Source organism: uncultured Neptuniibacter sp. (assembly GCF_947498015.1).
Taxonomy (GTDB): domain Bacteria; phylum Pseudomonadota; class Gammaproteobacteria; order Pseudomonadales; family Balneatricaceae; genus Neptuniibacter.
This window is the reverse complement of sequence record NZ_CANMIR010000001.1, coordinates 111933-131723: the sequence shown is the minus strand read 5'-3', so window position 1 is coordinate 131723 and position 19791 is coordinate 111933. Positions and strand designations below refer to the sequence as shown.

Below are 19791 nucleotides of genomic sequence, written 5' to 3'. Positions count from 1 at the left end.
CTTGATATCCGATGATGATAAGCCGTTACTCTATTGATTCCTTAAGCTAAGGACAAGGTTAATTCTACCCATGATTGAAGAGCATAAATTCGCCCCTTTTGTACGTATTCTGGGGAAAGGAAAGAATGGTACCCGTTCATTAAGTCGAGCAGAGGCTGAGGAAGCGATGGGTATGATCCTGGATGGGCAGGTGCGACCCGAGCAGTTAGGCGCTTTTCTGATGCTGTTGCGTGTTAAAGAGGAAGCACCCGAGGAGCTGGCAGGCTTTGCTGATGCAGTGAAAAGCCGGTATGCAGTGGGGAGAGAGATCCATGTAGATCTTGACTGGTCAACCTATGCTGGCAAAAAACGACGTCATACCTGGTTTCTGTTAGTAGCATTCTGCCTGGCAAGCCATGGTTATCGAATATTTATGCATGGTTCTAAAGGCCATACTCCGGGGCGGATCTATGTAGAGGATATGTTGTCGCTATTCAGTCTGACACCTTGTGATTCCTGGGCACGGGTTGAAACGGAGCTTGAACGGATAAATTTTGCTTATATGTCGGTTGATAGTTTTTGCCCGCCATTGGGTGACATTATTCAGCTTAGGCCTGTACTTGGGCTCAGATCACCTGTGCATACGCTCTGTCGAATGCTCAATCCTGCTCAGGCGCCTGCAAGTATAGATGGAGTATTCCATCCACCCTATGGCCCGATGCATCAGAAAGCAGCTCAGTTGCTCGGTATTCAACGTAACCTGACAATGAAAGGGGACGGAGGGGAGGCAGAGATAAGACCAGATGCTGAATGCTTGCTTCAATGGGTGGAGGGAGAGGTCTTGAACGAATATGAATGGCAGCGTGTTGTTGAAAAACGCTTTGTAAAAGAGGAACAGTTGGATCCACAGGTGCTGGTGCAAGTGTGGAGGGGTGAGTCAACGCATGAATATGGTGTACAGGCTATTATCTCAACGATGGCGGTAGTGCTCAGACTGTTGGGAGAGGAGGGCGATCCAAAAGGGCTGCTTAATAAAGCTCGCCAGCTATGGGATCGCCGTAATATTGATTGGTGCGGATCAATCTCGTCTTAGTTTGTCTGAAACGGCTATAGGCGATGGGAAGTTGAAGATCACTACATAGCTTGAAAGAAGGAAGGTTAGGATGGCAGTGGCTTGAATGACATGTGAGGCCTCTTCACCGATCATTAAAGCACTTGTGGCGATATAGGCTATCAGGAGTGAAAACTCACTGATCTGCCCTAATCGAAATCCAACCTCCCATCCAAGAGATGGTGATTCACTGATTCGACTGAGTAAAAAGCGGAACACAACAGGTTTCACGATCAGCACAAGCAGCGCAAGGATTACCGCTGGAACAGCGATCTCTCCTACCAGTCCCAGATTGAAACTGGCCCCAATAGAGAAGAAAAACAGAATCAGGAAAAAGTCTCGCAGAGGCTTGAGGCTGGTTGCGATATATTGCGCTATCGGGCTGGTCGCGATCGATACGCCAGCGACGAAAGCACCTATTTCAGCAGAGAGACCCGACAGGTTAGCAATTTCAGCTAAGCCCAGACACCAGCCAATGGCTAAGAGAAAAATGTACTCATGGAACCGGTCAAATTTTTGAATCAGTTTCAGTAATACATACTTCACAAATACAAATGCGCCCAGAATGATGATGGGAAGTGCTGCAACAGTTTTTGCAAATTGCGCCATCGCATCACTACTGCTACCTTCACCTGTTCCGCTGTAAAGAAACAGCAGAACCATAATGGCGATAATATCCTGTAACAGAAGAAGTCCTACGACCAGCTCCCCAGTATGGCGGTGGTGCAGCACTGTAGTGGGAAGCAGTTTTATGCCGATGATGGTACTGGAGAACATAACGGCTATACCGATGATCATGTTCTCAGTTTGGGTGTAACCGAATGCCAGCCCGACAAAGTAGCCCAATGCAAAAAAGATTAACGAACTACCTATTGCCACCAAAGTGGCTTTTTTCAGCATATGCAGCAGATGGGACGGTTGCATATCCAGTCCGAGCAGAAACAGCAAAAAGATAATACCTATATGTGAGATCTCAGAGAGTAGTTGTGTGTCTGAAACCATCGTCATGCCATAGGGGCCTAACAGGGCGCCCAGAGCAATGTATGCGACTAGGAGGGGTTGACGAGTGTACAAAGCTAGTGAGGCAACAATAGCTGCACCGGTGAAGATCAAGAAGAATGAAAAAACCAGTGACTGATCAGCCATTTATATATCCCTGCAAGTGTTTAAACCAATATACCAATATCTCTGATTGAGATTCAATTCCAGTGGTTATCTAAAGAATCTTAAACTTTAATTTTCTGCCAGTGTTGTTGTGACCAGATTCGGACAAAAATTACAGAAGAGAGTGATCTGTGAATAACCTGAACGATCCAAATTCCCAGTAAGCCAAAGCCGAGAACGGGTCCAAATAACCAGGCTAAAGGCAGGAAGAATGCCCATTGGCCAATTGTTGAAATCATTAAAACTGTTTTATTGGCGCCCACCCCTAACAGTGATTGGGTCAGCACGATCGCAGCTGCGTCCAGAGAGATCGCTAATGCAGTTAACTGAAGGGGTAGAGAGGCTTGTTCTATCAAGCTGGTTGATTGCAGAAATATACTTAGGATTATTTCAGGGAATAGCCAGAGTGGTAGGCTGAGAAATAGCATAACCCCCATGGCTGTTTTAACCACATCCCAGCCCCATCGTTTGGCCTCTTGCAGGCTACCTTCTCCGAGGGCATGGCTGACGAGTGATGTTGAGGCTACGCCAAGACCGACGGCTGGCAAGATTAAAAAAAGTGACAGGTTTATCAGTACATGAGCTATCGCTTGTTCATCTGTGCCGAGTTGTCCGATGATCCAGATAAGAATACAGATCGCCAGGGAGAGGAATAGCTGTTGCAGGGAGTGTGGCAGCGCGAGTCTGATTACGCGGCGTAGGGCATAAGGCCGGGTTAAATTGAACTGCAGTAATCCCTCAGTCTTAGCATCTCTGTAGACCAGAATTGCATTGAGTATGGCGCCGGAATAAAGCGCGATGGCGCTACCGAGTCCTGCTCCGGGAGCTCCTAAGCGAGGTAGCCCAAATTCACCAAAGATCAGACAATAACTGACAATGACATTCAGAAGGTGTGTGAAGAGGAGAACTTTAAAATAAATGACCGGGCGTTTTGTTCCATTCCACCAACCTCTGAATGATAAGTTCAGGCCCACGGCAAGCATTGCGATGGTACGGTAATCGAAATAGGACGCAGCAATATCTTGTACAGCAGAATTATCAGACATGGTGCTGACAATGCTTTCTGAATAGCTGATAAATAAAACACTCAGTGGCAATGCGATTAGAAAAGAAAGGAGAACGCCCCAGTTAACAGGGGTAGCCGCATATTTTAAATCACCCGCCCCGCGATGGCGGGCTACCAGAGTCTGTACAGCAGAGGAAATTCCCAGAATAAGACTGATGACGACAAAATTGGCGTAGCTTCCAATTCCAACGCCCGCTAGTGAGGCCTCACCTAGTTGACCAACAAGGGCTGCATCGATCAGATTCAATACGCTTTGAGATAGCATCCCCGCAATAATCGGCAGGCCGATTGCCAGAATGGTTTTTTGACGGCTGAGTACAGGCATATTAGCTACGACAAAAAGCGAGATTCTAGCAGAAAATATGACCCTGTGTGGGGATTTGAGAGGGTTGTCAGGTTGACGCGCTTCTTAAAAACTAAGTTTGTTGTTTAATAGTTGATCAATTTACTCGGGATTATTTTGAGTGTATCCTATTAGCAAGATTATTTTGAGCTATTTATTACAGGGCAAAGTATGAACATTACCGTCACTGAAACGGCAGAAGAATATTTAGTTGAACTCCTGTCAAAGCAGGATGTTGAAGGCATGGCTGTACGCATGTTTGTTACTCAGCCTGGTACGTCTTATGCTGAAACTTGCCTGGCGTACTGTCGACCAGATGAAGTGATCGAAGATGATGAGATTCTGGAGCTACCGACGCTTCGTTTTTACATTGAAAACACGAGTGTCCCATATCTCGAAGAGGCATTGGTCGATTTTGCAAAAGACCGTATGGGTGGGCAGCTCACCATTAAAGCACCAAATGCAAAAGTGCCTAAGGTATCAGCTGATAGTCCGGTGGAAGAACAGATAAACTACATTCTCTATTCTGAAGTCAATCCAGGTCTTGCATCACATGGCGGTGAGGTTAAGTTGATGGAAGTGGTTGAAGAGGAGAATGGGCATATTGCGGTGTTGCAATTTGGTGGTGGCTGTCAGGGTTGTAGTGCTGTTGATATGACGCTTAAAGATGGTGTTGAAGCAACGTTGGTTGAGCGAATTGAGTCAGTGATTGGTGTAAGAGATATCACCGACCATAGTGTGACCGATCAGGCCTATTACAAGTAGCCTTATGCTTACCTGTACAAGAAAGGGGAATGTTATTTCCCCTTTTTTAATTGTCTGAGGAAATAGATACTGCTATAAGCTTAAAGACTCCCGCAAAAAGAATAGTAACTCCCATACGAAAGCATTTTTTTGTTTCATATCGGTTGCATTTGGGGATATGGCCCCCATGTAACCAGAATCGTGTATTTTTTGAATTTCTCCGCAGTGCATCGCGGACCGGTTTGATGAGGCTTTTGCATCATGACGCAACATGAAGACACTCAAACTCAACTGCTTGAGTTACCCGTATTACCTCTGAGGGATGTTGTGGTGTATCCACATATGGTAATCCCTCTATTTGTAGGTAGAGAAAAGTCTATCGACGCTCTTGAAGCAGCCATGTCAGGTGAAAAAGAGATTCTCCTGGTCGCTCAGAAGAATGCATCAGATGATGAGCCAACGGCTGAAGATCTGTTCAATGTAGGCACTGTTGCGAGCGTTCTACAGATGCTCAAGCTTCCAGATGGGACAGTGAAAGTACTGGTAGAGGGTGATTATCGAGCTACCATTGAAAGTCTGAAAGTGGAGGAGGGCTTCTTTACCGCTCAGGCCTCCCAGCTTCAGATCGAAGAGTTGAACGAAGCGGAGGAAGAACTCTACAAGCGAACTGTGCTTGAGCAGTTTGAACGCTTTGTGCAGGTGAATAAAAAGATCCCTTCTGAAGTGTTGTCATCCCTTCAGAATATTGATGAAGTTGGCCGTCTGGCTGATACGATTGCTGCGCATATGTCTCTTAAGCTCGAAGAGAAGCAGCAGATTCTTGAGATGTTATGCAACAAAGAACGTCTTGAACATCTGATGGCTCTGATGGAGTCTGAAATTGATCTGGTTGAAGTGGAGAAGCGTATCCGCGGCCGGGTTAAGAAACAGATGGAAAAGAGTCAGCGTGAGTATTATCTGAATGAACAGATGAAAGCGATCCAGAAAGAGTTGGGGGATATGGATGAATCCGGCACCAACGATATGGATGAGCTTAAGAAGCGTATCGCTGAAGCTAAAATGCCTCAGGAAGCATTTGATAAAACCATGAGTGAGTACAACAAGCTGAAAATGATGTCACCGATGTCAGCTGAAGCAACCGTTGTGCGTGGCTATATTGACTGGATGCTTCAGATACCTTGGGCTAAGCGTTCAAAAGTACGACATGATATGAAGCGAGCGGAAAAAATCTTAAATCAGGATCATTATGGTCTTGAAGAGGTGAAAGATCGCATTCTCGAATATCTTGCAGTACAGAAGCGTGTAAAAAAATTGAAGGGTCCTATCCTGTGCCTTGTGGGTCCTCCTGGTGTTGGTAAAACTTCTCTGGGGCGGTCTGTGGCACGTGCGACGAACCGTGAGTACGTGAGAATGGCCCTTGGCGGGGTTCGTGATGAGGCGGAGATCCGTGGTCATAGACGTACATACATCGGATCTATGCCAGGTAAGCTTTTACAGAAAATGGCAAAAGTTGGTGTGCGTAACCCATTGTTCCTGCTCGATGAAATTGACAAGATGGGAATGGATCAGCGCGGTGATCCTGCTTCAGCCCTGCTTGAGGTGCTTGATCCTGAGCAGAACAACAGCTTTAACGACCATTATCTCGAGGTCGATTATGACCTTTCTGACGTTATGTTTGTCTGTACATCGAATTCGATGAATATACCCGGGCCTCTGCTGGATCGTATGGAGATTATCCGGATTCCGGGGTATACCGAAGATGAAAAGTTGAATATCGCTCGTAACTACCTTGTTGATAAACAGTTTAAAAATAATGGCTTGAAAACAGGCGAAGTCGAGATTGCAGATAGTGCGATTACTGGCTTGATTCGTTATTATACCCGTGAGGCCGGTGTTCGTGGCCTTGAGCGTGAGATTGCGAAGATCTGCCGAAAGGTCGTGAAAGAGCTAGCTCTAGCGGATGCTGCGGATAAGCCTGTTGTAATCGATGCAGATCAGCTGGAAAAATACAGTGGAGTCCGTAAACACAACTTCGGAATCGCTGAAGAGCAGGATCAGATCGGTCTTGTAACTGGCTTGGCCTGGACTCAGGTTGGCGGGGATATCCTAAGTATTGAGACTGCGGTAGTTCCAGGTAAGGGGCGTCAAGTGACAACCGGTAGCCTGGGCGATGTGATGAAAGAGTCGATTCAGGCTGCCCTGACGGTTGTCCGAAATCGTGCAGATTCTCTTGGTGTTCCACGTGACTTTCACGAGAAGCAGGATATTCATATTCACGTTCCTGAAGGGGCTACACCGAAAGATGGTCCAAGTGCAGGCATAGGAATGTGTACTGCTTTAGTCTCAGTGTTAACCGAGATTCCGGTGCGTGCAGATGTTGCAATGACGGGTGAAATCACACTTCGAGGCCAGGTATTACCGATCGGTGGTTTGAAGGAAAAGCTGTTAGCAGCACACCGTGGTGGAATTAAAACCGTCATCATTCCAAAAGAGAATGAGCGCGATTTAAAAGAAATTCCGGATAATATTAAGGCAGATCTCGATATAAAAGCGGTTAAGTGGATTGATGAGGTGCTTGAGATTGCGCTGAAATATCAACCCAAACCAATTGACAAAGATGAAAAAGAAGTGGTGTCTTCTAAGGATAAATCAGGAAATACTGAGCCTGAGCAAATAAAGCCACATTAGTATTCATCAGGGGTAGAAAGGTGGTTAAGTTATCTTGACACTCCTTTCTACCCCTTGGTATAAATGCCTGACCATCTTGCTGGGCATGGATAACGGAACAACTAAAAATAACGATCTATTAAAGGGGAACAACGTGAATAAGTCTGAACTGATCGACGCTATCGCAGCTTCAGCCGACATTCCAAAAGCAGCCGCGGGTCGCGCGCTTGATGCTACACTGGAAGCGGTAACTGGTGCACTACAGAGTGGAGATTCTGTTGCACTTGTAGGTTTCGGTACATTTTCTGTAAAAGAGCGTGCAGCTCGTACAGGTCGAAACCCGCAGACTGGCAAGCCAATTGAGATTGCTGCTGCTACTCTGCCAACTTTCAAGCCTGGTAAGGCTCTGAAAGACGCAGTTAATAAGTAAGATCTGATCGCGTCACGATCTTACTTTTGGGAGTGGTAGTTCTGTCAGGAACTACCCGACCTTCTCTTCTGTGAAGCTGAAGGTCGCGGGTTCAAATCCCGTTAAGGAGCGGTAGTTCAGTTGGTTAGAATACCTGCCTGTCACGCAGGGGGTCGCGGGTTCGAGTCCCGTCCGTTCCGCCAACTATAAGAGAATCTATTCGATATTCTCATTTATAGATGACCAGCCAGAACCTAAGGTTGGTCAGGCAAAAAATTCTAGAAAGGCGCTTTCTTGATGGAATGCGCTTTTTTTATGTGTCAAAGAATTGCCAGGGGTTTAGAAGGCATAATGTTACAGTCCATTCGTGATAACTCTCAGGGGATCGTTGCCAAGATTATTGTTGGCTTGATTGCCGTGACCTTTGCGCTATTTGGTGTCGAGTCACTCGTAAGTTTAACATCAGGTAGTAATGCTCCAGCTACAGTTAACGGTGTTGAAATCAGTCAGCAGGAGCTCTATCAGGGCGTGCAGCTACAGCGTCGTCAGATGCTGTCTCAGATGGGTGAAAATGCTGACCCTGCGCTACTTGATGAAAACCTGATCAGCAATATGGTGCTGGAAGGGTTGATTGAACAGTCGGTGCTTGTTCAGTCAGCTGAAAATCAGGAATTAACCTTTTCTGATGCAATGGTTGATCAGCTCATTCTCTCTTCTGCAGAGTTTCAGCAGGATGGAAAATTTGATCGTGCAACTTTTGAAGCTGTTCTTCGTAATGCCGGTCTTACTCCACTCAGCTATCGCAGCTTGATTCGTAAGGAAAAAGTTACAGAGCAGGAAAGAATCGCCTATTTGCTTTCGGCCTTTACACTGCCGTCTGAAATCAAAGAGATTGCTCAGTTAGATGGCCAGACCAGGGATATCAGATATTTCTCATTGTCGGCTGAGCCGGTACGCGCATCAATTGTCGTATCAGAAGATCAGATTGCTGAGTACTATGAGAGCAATCAGAGCCGCTTTATGACTGAAGAGCAGGTGGCGATAGAATATCTATTACTGGATAGAGATGTACTTGCTGAAAAGCTAGAAGTGACAGACGAAGAAATTGAGTCTGCATATCAACAGCTGGTAGATACTTTCCAGGCGGATGAACAGCGTCATGCAGCACATATTCTGATCGATATTTCTGAAGATCAGAACGATGCGGCGGCCTTCGCTAAAATCGAGAAGATAGCGGAACGGGTTGTTTCCGGCGAATCATTTGAAGAGCTGGCTAGGACTGAGTCTGCTGATCCTGCCTCTGCTGAGTTAGGTGGTGATCTCGGTGTTAATGAAAAAGGCGTATTTTCTCCTGAGTTTGAAGAAGCGCTTTATGCCTTGGAAAAAGGCGAAGTTTCTGCACCTGTTAGAACCGAATTTGGTTATCACCTGATCAAATTGTTAGACGTTGTCGAAACTGAAGTGCCTACGTTTGAGCAAGCTCAAATGGGATTGCGTAAGGATATTTTGAGTCAGAAATCTGAAGAGGAATATGTAGGCGCGCTTGAGCGTCTTGCGGATATTTCATTTTCTTCCGGTGATCTGGTGGAGCCTGCAGAAGCACTTGATTTGACCATCCAAAAGGCTGGTCCCTTCTCGCGTAGCGGCAATGAAGATGATATTACATCCAATCCTAAAGTGTTGGCTGTAGCCTTCGATCCTGAGCTTGTTAAGGAAGGATTGAACAGTACGCCGGTTGAACTGGACTCTGGTCGCTCAGTCGTATTAAGAGTTTCTGAGCATAAGCTGCCACGTGAGAAAACTTTCGATGAGGTAGCTGAACAGATTACTCAGCTGCTGATTGATCAGAATGTAGAGGCTGAACTTAACTTGCAGGCTGAAAAGGTTATCTCTCAGCTTAAGCAGGGTGAGGCGTTAGAGTCTCTGGTACCGTCTGATTCAATCAGTGTGGAGCAGGGTATTACCCGTAGCCAGGAAAATTTACCTCAAGCGCTACGTTTAGCTGTATTCAAGATGCCTAAACCTGTTGAAGGCTCCTCAAGTTACAGTGCTGTTGATATGTTAGATGGTAGTAAAGTGATTGTTGCACTGGATGCTGTAGAGACTCAGGAGGTCCAGCTTCAGGGTGATGAACTACGGTTTATGGGTATGATGCTCAGCAACCGTAAAGGCCAGCAGGACTACCAAGATCATGTTAATCGTCTAAAAGAGAAAGCTGAAATAGAAAAGCTTTGAGCTTATGTCTTAAAAAAACCACCTTCGGGTGGTTTTTTTTGTTCTAATGATCTGAGATGACAGGTGTGGTTTTGAGCTAGTCTTCTAAGGTTAATGTAAAAAGAGGAAAGGTGATGAAGTGGCTATTGTTACTGCTAACACATGCAGGTGTGGGGTTTGCTGGGTTTGCTTTAGGTATCTATCTCCTTCCAATACTGATCGCTCAAGCTCCTCCAACAGACTCTGAAATGAGCATGGCTAGTGCTAATTCACTCTTCACTTCAAAGTTTACACGGGAACTAGAGGGGAGTGATTTTCTGCACTGGGGAGAGGGCGTGATCTCATTGAAAGCCGATAAGATCGTTTTCCAAGGAGAGCTGGCTCCAGGGCCCGATTATAAACTCTACCTTTCTCCCAAGTATGTCGAAACCGAGGAGGCTTTTCTTAGAATTAAACCTCAGATGGTTCTTGTTGGTGATATTAAGTCATTTAATGGTTTTTTATTAGACGTTCCTAACCACATTGATATATCAGCCTATAGCAATGTGGTTGTTTGGTGTGAAACCTTTTCTGAGTTTATTACGGCAGCACAGTATCAATAGTGTCCAACTGCATCAACAGACGAGAAAACGGTTTCCAGTTGTTCGTCACAGAGCTGACTGGCAGGGGTAATGGTGATTCTTTTCCAGGGAATCACACCAAAATACCAGCACCGCCAAAAATTAAGACTGGCTTGTGGATTTTCTTCTACCAGTTCTCTGAGGGTTTGCAGTTTGCCAAGCTCAATACCCAGTGCTTCTTTAAATGTTAGATACACAAATTTTGAGCAAAATTGTCTCTCAGACTCAAACTTAAATCCGAGATGGTAAAATCGCCCCATCCGATTATTAGCAACCTTTTTTAGCTTGGTGATCTGTGCCGGTGTTAATCGTTGTTTCAGACGTGAAATACTGACTTGGTTGTTGGTTGTGCGATTAAAGAAATCGCGTAGTGGGGTGCGACGAACTCGAGGTACGGCGCTCTCCAAAACTACCCATTCATTATTATCTTTTACTATAAAACCGACATGCGAGCTCCAACTGCCAGTTCCTTGAGCTACCTGCCTGTAGAGGAAGCTGTTGATCGAGATAAAAATGATATCTCCCTCTTCGATCAGGGGTAGAAATTGGTTATACGTAATATTCTCAGTGGACATAGCTGACTCCTTACTTTTAATAAGGGCAGTGTCGTTGTTGTGAACAAAGTGATCTATTCGGCTGTGCTAAGTATTACAGAATAATACTATGAGACCTTATTTGTTCGACTCGTTAAAATAGGACGAGTTCTGATGAGCTGCCAGAACTAGATAAAATAGCTGCTGTGAAGAGTAGGTTAATTAATGAGAATTTTACTACTTTCAGCTTATGATGCTGAAAGTCATGTCTATTGGCGTAAGAGCCTGGTTGAGCACCTGCCTGAGCATGAGTGGACAGTGTTATCGCTTCCTGGGCGGTATTTTAGCTGGCGAATGAGGGGTAACAGCCTTAGCTGGGCTTTTTCCAACAGGGAGGTGCTGGAGCAGCCATATGATCTTATAGTGGCAACCTCTATGACAGATCTCTCTGCGTTAAAAGGGTTTGTCCCCTCTTTGGCTTGTACGCCAACACTTGTTTATTTCCATGAGAATCAGTTTGCATACCCTCAGTCTGGTAAAGAATTCAAAAGTGTGGAGCCCTGCATATTGAATCTCTATACCGCTTTGGCAGCAGACTACTGTCTGTTTAACAGTGAGTATAATCGTAGAACCTTACTTGACGGCGCCACACGACTATTAAAAAAATTACCTGATCATGTTCCAGATGGATTGATTGATAAAATTCGCATGCAGTCACAGGTCTTGCCGGTACCACTCAAAACGGACAGTTTTCTTGATCGCTCAACTATTTCTGTGGACGGTAACCGCTTAAATATTGTCTGGAACCATCGTTGGGAGTTTGATAAGAATCCGCAACTCCTATTAGATGCTATCACCCAATTAAAAGAGCTGACTGATCAGTTCCGGGTGCATGTGGTTGGTCAGCAATTTAGACAGATTCCAGAAGCATTTATCAAATTAAAAACGCTATTGGGCAATCATTGTGGGGAGTGGGGGTACATGGAGAGCAGAGCTGCGTATCAGAAATTGTTACATAGCTCAGATGTTGTACTGTCAACGGCGTTGCATGATTATCAGGGGATTGCTGTTCTGGAGGGGGCTGCAGCAGGTGCGTATCCAATCGTGCCAGATCGCCTGGCTTACCAGGAGCTGTTTCCTGTCGAGTGCCGCTACACCGGCGAGCCTGAGTCAAAGATACTTGCAAATAAACTTTATGATCTGACCCTGGTGAAACAGCAGCAGGGGGAGCTGCCTTCAGTGGATGTGCAGCACCTGAGCTGGGCTGCACTGGCCGATCAGTATCGTGACGTAATCATGCAGGTGGCTAAGCCCGCTTAAGAAAGTCTTCGAACTTTGAACTTCCGCCCCTTAATCTTGCCTTTATTGAGGCGATCTTCAGCTTTTCTGGCTGAACTTCTTTCGACGGCAACATAGGTGACAAAATCATAAACGTTGATTTTTCCAACCTGGTTACCGGGAATACCGGCATCTCCGGTTAATGCGCCGAGAATGTCACCTGGGCGGACTTTATTCTTCTTACCGCCTCCGATGGATAGCGTTACCATTGGAGGAGGTGGTGCTTCAATCGCTGGTAGCGTTCCGGGTAGATCTGTATTCTCAAATTCTGTTTCAAAATTGCGTTCAATTGCCGTGACTTTGTAGGCTTCAGATGGCTGGTATAGATTAAGCGCAAGACCCTGTTTCCCCGCGCGGCCAGTTCGTCCAATGCGGTGGGTATGGACCTCTGCATCGCGTGTAAGATCATAATTGATCACACAGGGTAGCTCTTCAATATCAAGCCCCCTGGCCGCTACATCGGTAGCAATCAGGAAGGCGCAGCTTCGATTGGCAAACTGCACCAGAATTTGATCACGATCTCTCTGGTCAAGGTCTCCATGGATCGCTTTTGCACTGTAACCCAGTGAACGAAGATACTGTTGTACATCATTGCATGTCTGCTTCATGTTACAAAAAATGACAGCAAACTCGGGTTGGTAATGCTGTAGTACTTTACCTAATCCCTGAAGCTTCTCTTCTTTATCAAACTCAAAAAAGTGTTGCTCAATCTGATTTTGGGAGTGGGTTGCTTCAACCTCCACAGTCACAGGTGCGTTTAGGATATCAGCGCTGAGAGCGGCAATTGTTTTAGGGTAGGTAGCTGAGAAGAGCAGAGTTTGTCTCTTGCTTGGCGTATGGCTGATGATATGTTTGATATCATCTGAAAACCCCATATCCAGCATTCTGTCCGCCTCATCAAGGACTACAGTGTGTACCTGATCAAGCTTGAGTGTGTTCTTGCGCAGGTGATCTTTAATTCGTCCTGGTGTGCCTACGACTACGTGGGCTCCATGCTCCAGTGAACCGATCTGTGGTCCTATGGGCTGGCCACCACAGATAGTGAGAATCTTTAGATTGTCAGTGAATCGCGCAAGCTTTCTTAGTTCTGTTGCGACCTGTGATGCCAGTTCGCGGGTCGGACATAAAACAAGAGATTGGGTTGCGAAATTACGGCTACGTAACTTGAGAAGCAGCCCAATTCCAAATGCGGCGGTTTTACCGCTGCCCGTCTTAGCTTTAGCGATGAGGTCTCTGCCTGCCAGCACTTCAGGTAACGCTTGCTGCTGGATTGCTGTCATCTCTTTATAACCAAGTCGATCCAGGTTTGTCAGTAGAGGCTGAGGTAATGGCAGGGTACTAAAGCTGAAATCAGTCACGGTGGGCTCATTGGATAGATAGAAAGAGAGGGATTATACCGGATCTTTGCAAGGTAATCGGGCTGTTTTTTTCGTATACTCCAACACATCTTATTGCAGTGATCTGGTTGGGAAGAATGAAGACACGTTACGATGTTGTGATTGTCGGGGGAGGCATGGTCGGGGCCACCATTGCTTGTGCACTCGGGGATAGCCCTCTCTCTGTTGCGGTTCTGGAAAACGTCTACCCCACTGAATTCGAAACAACCCAGCCAAATGATCTTCGTGTATCGGCGATCAGTTTAGCCTCGGAGAATATCTTGCGCATGGTAGGGGCCTGGGAGGGGATTCTGTCACGGCGTAGCTGCCGATATCGTCGTATGAAGGTGTGGGAGACGAGTGAGGAGAATGCTGCTACAGAGTTTGTCTCTGATCATATCGGGCATGAATATCTAGGGCATATTGTAGAAAATCGTGTGATTCAGTTGTCACTTTTGGAGCGCATAAAAACGTTTGAGAATATTGATCTTATCTGTCCAGCCGGGGTACAGGAGATCGATTATGCACCCGGTAGTAGTCTGATACGATTGAGCAATGATCGTGAAATTGTAGCTAAATTGATGATTGCTGCAGACGGTGGTGAGTCGAAAGTCAGGCAAGCTGCAGGTATCGGTGTTACGAAATGGGACTACGAGCAGGCAGCGCTCGTGGCATCAGTAACGACCGCATATCCCCAACAGGATATTACCTGGCAGCAGTTTACTCCGACAGGGCCATTGGCTTTTTTGCCGCTTTCCGGAGCTCATGCCTCACTGGTATGGTACAACACGCCTGATAATGTCAGGAGATTGATGGGTCTTGATTCTGACCAGTTTATGCAGGAGCTACAAACTGCTTTTCCTCCAGCATTAGGGAAGATAGATCAGCTATTAGAGCGCGGTTTTTTCCCTTTGCGTCGTCAACATGCGCATCAATATGTTTTGGAGGGTGTGGCTCTGGCCGGTGATTCTGCGCACATGATTCATCCTTTAGCTGGGCAGGGGGTGAATATTGGCCTGCTTGATGCTGCTGCATTAGCTGAGGTTATTATGAGCGCTGCGCGCTTAGGTGAAGATATAACAGAGACACAATTGCTCAAGGAGTATGAGAAGCAGAGGCGTCAGCATAATTTACTGATGATGCAGACTATGGATACTTTTTATCGTGTTTTCAGTAATAAGAGTATGCCCCTGAAGCTGCTGAGGAATATTGGATTAGGCGTTGCCGGTCGTGTTGCACCTGCGAAAAATCGGGTGATGGAGTTTGCGATGGGCTTAGAGGGGCCGCTTCCGGCTTTGGCGCGGTTGGAAAATATTTAAGGGATAAAAAAAGCCGGTCTGGGAGACCGGCAAAGGATAAAGGCTGAATTAACCAGCCAGAGTAGAGAAGTGGGGTCGTAACGTGACCCCCAACGAGAATTATTTAGCAGCGTCTGTTTCAGTCGTTGCTTTTGCTGCAGGCTTACGCTTAGCCGGAGCTTTTTTGGCCGGAGCTTTTTTAGCGGGTGCAGGAGCAGCTTCTGCTTTAGGTGCTGCTTCTTTAGCAGGTACAGCATTGGCAACTGCAGCCGAGGTTGCTTCAGCAGCTTCTGATAAAAACTTATTAAAATCAGTCATGTATGGGATTTCGCTGATCTCTGATAGGCTTTTTTCTACGATTTCAGAGATCTCTTCTTTCGCAGTAGTCAAAGCTGCTAGCTCTTTTTCAGCTGTTTCAGTCATCTTGGTTTCGAGCGACTTAAAGAACTGAACCTGAAGATCAACCGCTTCTTTTGGTTCTTTTACTTCAGACAGGGCTTTCAGCTGAGCAACACTAGAGTCTACGAAGTCTGTTACATATTCAGACTGCAGAGAGAACAGAGTTTCCAGTGCTTTTTTGTTCACTTCAGCTACATCGATCGCTGGTTGCATTTTTTCCTGAACATCTTTCATCAGATCATCGTACATTATCAATCCCTCTGAGAATCTTAAAAAATTGTTTTGTGCGTTGCAGCATTTGGTCTCAATATAGTGGTTAATAAATAACCTGTCAAATATTTTTTTGTGCAATGCACAATGGTGTTTCCCTGGAAATTGAACAGGTTTTAATTGCTTGAAATACAATGAGTTGGAATCAGCAACAAGATTCTCCTGCGTGATTAGGGCTAATTTTTACCATCTTTATCCTGTTGAACCTTTTTTAAAACCGGATATAGAGATAAATGCTCTGTATCTACAACCGGCATTGTTCATCTAGTGAAATTCTCATTACAATTCCTTTAATGCACGAACTCACGCCATTGCATGGTTTAATGGATAAGTTCATTTGATGCTCGTTTGTAACAGGAACTGATAATTTCATGACACATAAGCAACCATCCCTAGCGGCTCATTCTTCATTTGATTTTGTACGCAGTGAAAAAATCGAGTCTTTAGGTATAGACGTTTCTGAATATACCCATAAGAAAACTGGGCTGGCTCATTATCATATCGCCGCTGACCATACTGAGAACGTATTTCTGGTTGGGCTGCGGACTGTCCCGGAGGATTCTAAGGGGGTTGCACATATTCTTGAGCATACCGCTTTGTGTGGTAGTGAACGCTTCCCTGTCAGGGATCCGTTTTTCATGATGACACGACGCTCTCTCAATACCTTCATGAATGCGATGACCAGCAGTGACTGGACCTCCTATCCATTTGCCAGCCAGAACCGAAAAGATTTTTTCAATCTTTTGGATGTGTATCTGGATGCGGTATTTTTCAGTCGGCTGGACCCTTTGGATTTTGAACAGGAGGGGCATCGTATTGAATTCGCTGAACCTGAAAATCCTGATTCTGATCTCGAATATAAGGGGGTTGTTTACAATGAGATGAAAGGTGCGATGAGCTCACCTGTTTCTCGTTTGTGGCAATCGGTTACTAAATACCTGTTTCCTACAACGACTTACCATCACAACAGTGGGGGTGAACCTGAATCCATCCCAGATCTTAGTTACGACGAGCTGATTGAGTTCTATAAAACGCATTACCATCCAAGTAACGCTGTCATTATGACCTTTGGTGATATCTCTGTTTCTGAGCTTCAGGAATTTTTCGAAGAGAAAGCGCTCTCTCGTTTTGAGAAATTAGGTACAACGATCGATATCCTGGATGAAAAGCGTTATCACTCACCTATTCGGGTTGAGGAGGGATATGATCTCGACCAGGAGGAACTTGATGGAAAAACGCATCATGTTCTTGCCTGGTTATTGGGACACTCCAACGATCTTGAAGCGCAATTGAAAGCGCATTTAATGTCACGGGTACTGTTAGATAATAGTGCTTCGCCGCTACGCCACGCCCTTGAATCAACCGCACTGGGTAGCGCGCCATCACCCCTCTGTGGATTGGAAGATTCTAACCGTGAGATGAGCTTCATGTGTGGTATTGAGGGAAGTGAGCCTGAATCTGCTGCGGCTTTTGAAACGCTTGTATTGGATGTGCTGAAAGATGTCGCTGAGAATGGTGTTCCACAATCAATGCTTGAGGCTCAGTTACATCAGTTAGAGCTTCAGCAGAGGGAAGTGAATGGGGACGGTTACCCTTATGGACTCAGTTTGATCATGTCTTCATTGGGTGCTGCCGTCAACCATGGCGATCCCATCGCACTACTCAATCTGGATCCTGTGCTGGATCAGCTACGTGAAGAGATTAAACAGCCCGATTTTGTTCAGAAAATGGTGAAAGAGCTTCTGGATAATCCCCATCGTGTTCGCCTGACACTGCGACCTGACAATCAGCTTGCCCAGCACCGTGATGCCGCTGAAAAAGCTAAGTTGGAGGCTATTAAAGAGGGTCTGAGTGCGTCAGAAAAGCAGCAGATCATTCAGCGTGCAGCTGAACTGGAAGCGCGCCAAAATCAGGAAGATGATGAATCAATCCTGCCAAAGGTAACATTGGAGGATGTGCCTGATGAGATGAGTGTACCGGAAGCGACTGAGGTTAACTCTACGCTACCGCTTACCCGTTATGATCGAGGTACGAATGGTCTCATCTATCAGCAAATTGTTGTTAACTTGCCTTCATTAAGTGATGAGGAAAAGTGCCTGCTTCCTCTTTACAGTCATCTCCTGACAGAACTTGGGTGTTCCGACAGAAGCTATCAGGAAAACCAGCAATATCAGACTGAGGTTACAGGCGGGATTCATGCGTTTGCCTCGATACGCGGGATGCCATCTGATGAGCAGGATGTAAAAGGTTTCTTTACACTCTCTGGTAAGGCGCTCGTTAGTAAACAGAAAGAGCTAATGGATCTGTTAAAAGAGACCCTGGAGCGGGCTAGGTTTGATGAAATAGGGCGCATCCGGGAGGTGGTGGCTCAGCTACGGACGCGTAAAGAGCAGAGTATTACCGGGAGTGGTCACTCTCTAGCCATGATGGCTGCAAGTTCAAGAATGAGCCCAGCCGCAGCGCTCGCTCAGGCAACAAAGGGACTGGAGTCAATCAGATTTTTTAAACAGTTGGATGATCAACTTAATGATGAATCTGAACTACAGTCTCTCTCGGATCGCTTGCAGCAGATTCATAGGAAAATCAGCGCTTCGGCTAAACAGTTTTTGGTGGTGGCTGAAGAGGAGTATCAGCAGGGGATACAGCAGCATCTTGAGCAGCTATGGTCTGGTCAGGTGAGTGAGTCCCAAAGTGAATTTGAGCTTGCTTCTGTGCGAGATCGGGTGCAGCAAGCCTGGGTTACCAGTACACAGGTTAATTTCTGCGCCAAGGCATTTCCAACGGTTACGGTGGAGCATCCAGATGCAGCACCGCTAACCATTTTAGGTGATTTCCTGAGAAATGGATTCCTGCATAGGGCAATACGTGAACGTGGTGGTGCCTATGGTTCAGGCGCAGGACAAGATTCTGGTGATGCAGTATTCCGATTCTTCTCTTATCGTGACCCAAGGTTAGCTGAGACGCTGGAAGATTTTGACGCTTCAGTAACCTGGTTACTTGAGAATGAGCATGAGGAGCAAAAGCTCGAAGAGGCAATCTTAGGGGTTATCAGCTCAATTGATAAACCCGGTTCTCCAGCAGGTGAAGCAAAACAGGCTTACCATAGCACGCTCTTTGGACGAACGGCTGAGCAGCGTAAGCAGTTCCGCTCTCGTATTCTTCAGGTTACGATTGAGGACCTGAAGCGAGTAGCGGCAACCTATCTACAACAGGGCGGAGCGAGTGAGGCTGTTGTCACAAGTAAAGAGCAGGCGAGCGCGTTAAGTGATAGCTATGAAGTGATAGACGTTTAAATCATCTCATCACTGATACTGAGCCTCTGGGTGGTTTAACTCAGGGGCTCTTTTGTATAAGGCTATAAACATGGCAAAATCTGCTCTCTATCAGGGCGCGATACTTATCTTGCTATCAGAGCTGTTTCTGGTTTTATCAGGCATGGTTGTGAAGCAGTTAACCGGTGAGCTTCCAACTGAGATTATTGTATTTGCGCGCAATTTTTTTGCATTAATCATGCTGTTGCCCTGGTTATTACGTCATGGATGGGTCGCTATCCAAACAGAGTATATTGGATTTCATATTTTGCGGGCGTCTGTCGGTGTGACGGCGATGATGTGTCTCTATTATTCATGGGGACATCTGCCATTGGCGGAAGCGGCGTTGTTAAAACAGACCTCTCCCTTTTTTATTCCCCTGCTTGCTTTTCTGTGGCTGGGGGAGAAAGTATCAATGATGACAAAATTGGCTGTGATAGTCGGTTTCTCGGGTGTTTTTCTCGTTCTTAATCCCGGTGGGGAGCAAATAAACTTTGCGGTCTTTATCGCCTTGAGTGGAGCGATGCTGGGTGCGCTGGCTAAAGTGATTATCCGCAGAATGAGCGCAACTGAACCTGCTCAGCGTGTAGTCTTCTATTTTGCATTGATTAGTAGTGTCCTCGCAGCTATACCTGCTCTTTTAAGTTGGCAGACGCCAACAGCTTCGCAACTACTGTGGCTGATTCTCATGGCGGCCACTTCTACCGCAGCGCAGTTACTTCTGAGCCGTGGCTACTCATTGGCCCCCGCTGGGCAGCTTGGGGTTTACACCTATGCGTCAGTGATATTTGCTGCTTTGTTTGGCTGGTGGCTCTGGGATGAGGTGCTCGGTGTTAACAGCTGGTTGGGGATTATTCTGATTATGGGCGCGGGTTTTTTGTCTCTATCTACAAAAAGGGAAGTACAGAAAGCTTAACCTTTGTTTGAGAACTGACCAGTCAGTATTCTG

The 19791-nt window shown here is 46.1% G+C and carries 15 protein-coding genes and 1 tRNA gene; 11 read left to right on the top strand and 5 right to left on the bottom strand.

Features of this window, described 5'->3' with window-relative positions; all coding sequences use genetic code 11:
- Positions 1 to 70: 70 nt before the first annotated feature.
- Entirely contained in the window at positions 71 to 1072 is a 1002-nt protein-coding gene (locus Q0882_RS00670; protein ID WP_299176616.1) for a glycosyl transferase family protein, read from the top strand.
- Here the strand turns inward: Q0882_RS00670 and Q0882_RS00665 are convergent.
- Together Q0882_RS00665 and Q0882_RS00660 are read right to left on the bottom strand one after the other, a co-directional pair.
- A complete protein-coding gene (locus Q0882_RS00665) occupies positions 1058 to 2236 on the bottom strand; it encodes a cation:proton antiporter (RefSeq protein WP_299176614.1) in 1179 nt (392 codons plus the stop codon). The two genes, Q0882_RS00670 and Q0882_RS00665, sit on opposite strands and share 15 nt — an antisense overlap.
- An 80-nt stretch (positions 2237 to 2316) precedes the next feature.
- A complete protein-coding gene (locus tag Q0882_RS00660) occupies positions 2317 to 3645 on the bottom strand; it encodes an MATE family efflux transporter (RefSeq protein ID WP_299176611.1) in 1329 nt (442 codons plus the stop codon).
- 189 nt (positions 3646 to 3834) lie between these two features.
- Between Q0882_RS00660 and nfuA the strand changes: the two genes are divergently transcribed.
- From nfuA to Q0882_RS00630, 6 genes are all read left to right on the top strand, one after another.
- Positions 3835 to 4428 carry a Fe-S biogenesis protein NfuA gene (gene nfuA, locus Q0882_RS00655; RefSeq protein WP_299176609.1) on the top strand — a complete coding sequence of 198 codons (594 nt, stop codon included), beginning with the start codon at positions 3835 to 3837 and terminating at the stop codon, positions 4426 to 4428.
- 240 nt (positions 4429 to 4668) lie between these two features.
- Positions 4669 to 7095 carry an endopeptidase La gene (lon, locus tag Q0882_RS00650; RefSeq protein WP_299176607.1) on the top strand — a complete coding sequence of 809 codons (2427 nt, stop codon included), beginning with the start codon at positions 4669 to 4671 and terminating at the stop codon, positions 7093 to 7095.
- A gap of 133 nt (positions 7096 to 7228) precedes the next feature.
- Positions 7229 to 7504, top strand: a complete 276-nt coding sequence (locus tag Q0882_RS00645) for an HU family DNA-binding protein (RefSeq protein WP_299176604.1) — start codon at positions 7229 to 7231, stop codon at positions 7502 to 7504.
- Between the two features lie 105 nt (positions 7505 to 7609).
- Positions 7610 to 7686: transfer RNA gene (locus Q0882_RS00640), tRNA-Asp, on the top strand.
- 148 nt (positions 7687 to 7834) lie between these two features.
- Positions 7835 to 9718: a SurA N-terminal domain-containing protein gene (locus Q0882_RS00635; RefSeq protein ID WP_299176602.1), complete on the top strand. Its 1884-nt coding sequence runs from the start codon at positions 7835 to 7837 to the stop codon at positions 9716 to 9718.
- A 113-nt stretch (positions 9719 to 9831) separates the two neighbouring features.
- Entirely contained in the window at positions 9832 to 10299 is a 468-nt protein-coding gene (locus Q0882_RS00630; protein WP_299176600.1) for a DM13 domain-containing protein, read from the top strand.
- Here Q0882_RS00630 and Q0882_RS00625 read toward each other — a convergent pair.
- The gene (locus Q0882_RS00625) at positions 10293 to 10892 is read right to left on the bottom strand and encodes a YiiX/YebB-like N1pC/P60 family cysteine hydrolase (protein ID WP_299176598.1); all 600 of its coding nucleotides are present in this window, start codon (positions 10890 to 10892) and stop codon (positions 10293 to 10295) included. The genes Q0882_RS00630 and Q0882_RS00625 overlap by 7 nt on opposite strands.
- A 183-nt stretch (positions 10893 to 11075) precedes the next feature.
- Here Q0882_RS00625 and Q0882_RS00620 point away from each other — a divergent pair, with 183 nt between their 5' ends.
- Complete coding sequence (locus tag Q0882_RS00620; protein ID WP_299176596.1) at positions 11076 to 12170, top strand: DUF3524 domain-containing protein; 1095 nt, start codon at positions 11076 to 11078, stop codon at positions 12168 to 12170.
- Here the strand turns inward: Q0882_RS00620 and dbpA are convergent.
- Complete coding sequence (gene dbpA, locus Q0882_RS00615; RefSeq protein ID WP_299176594.1) at positions 12167 to 13546, bottom strand: ATP-dependent RNA helicase DbpA; 1380 nt, start codon at positions 13544 to 13546, stop codon at positions 12167 to 12169. The two genes, Q0882_RS00620 and dbpA, sit on opposite strands and share 4 nt — an antisense overlap.
- A gap of 116 nt (positions 13547 to 13662) precedes the next feature.
- Between dbpA and Q0882_RS00610 the strand changes: the two genes are divergently transcribed.
- Complete coding sequence (locus Q0882_RS00610) at positions 13663 to 14883, top strand: UbiH/UbiF/VisC/COQ6 family ubiquinone biosynthesis hydroxylase (protein ID WP_299176592.1); 1221 nt, start codon at positions 13663 to 13665, stop codon at positions 14881 to 14883.
- A 99-nt stretch (positions 14884 to 14982) separates the two neighbouring features.
- Here Q0882_RS00610 and Q0882_RS00605 read toward each other — a convergent pair whose 3' ends face one another.
- A complete protein-coding gene (locus Q0882_RS00605) occupies positions 14983 to 15510 on the bottom strand; it encodes a phasin family protein (protein WP_299176590.1) in 528 nt (175 codons plus the stop codon).
- 392 nt (positions 15511 to 15902) lie between these two features.
- Between Q0882_RS00605 and Q0882_RS00600 the strand changes: the two genes are divergently transcribed.
- Together Q0882_RS00600 and Q0882_RS00595 are read left to right on the top strand one after the other, a co-directional pair.
- The gene (locus Q0882_RS00600; protein WP_299176588.1) at positions 15903 to 18824 is read left to right on the top strand and encodes an insulinase family protein; all 2922 of its coding nucleotides are present in this window, start codon (positions 15903 to 15905) and stop codon (positions 18822 to 18824) included.
- 70 nt (positions 18825 to 18894) lie between these two features.
- On the top strand, positions 18895 to 19758 hold the full coding sequence (locus Q0882_RS00595; protein WP_299176585.1) for a DMT family transporter: 864 nt from the start codon (positions 18895 to 18897) through the stop codon (positions 19756 to 19758).
- The last annotated feature ends 33 nt before the right edge of the window (positions 19759 to 19791 follow it).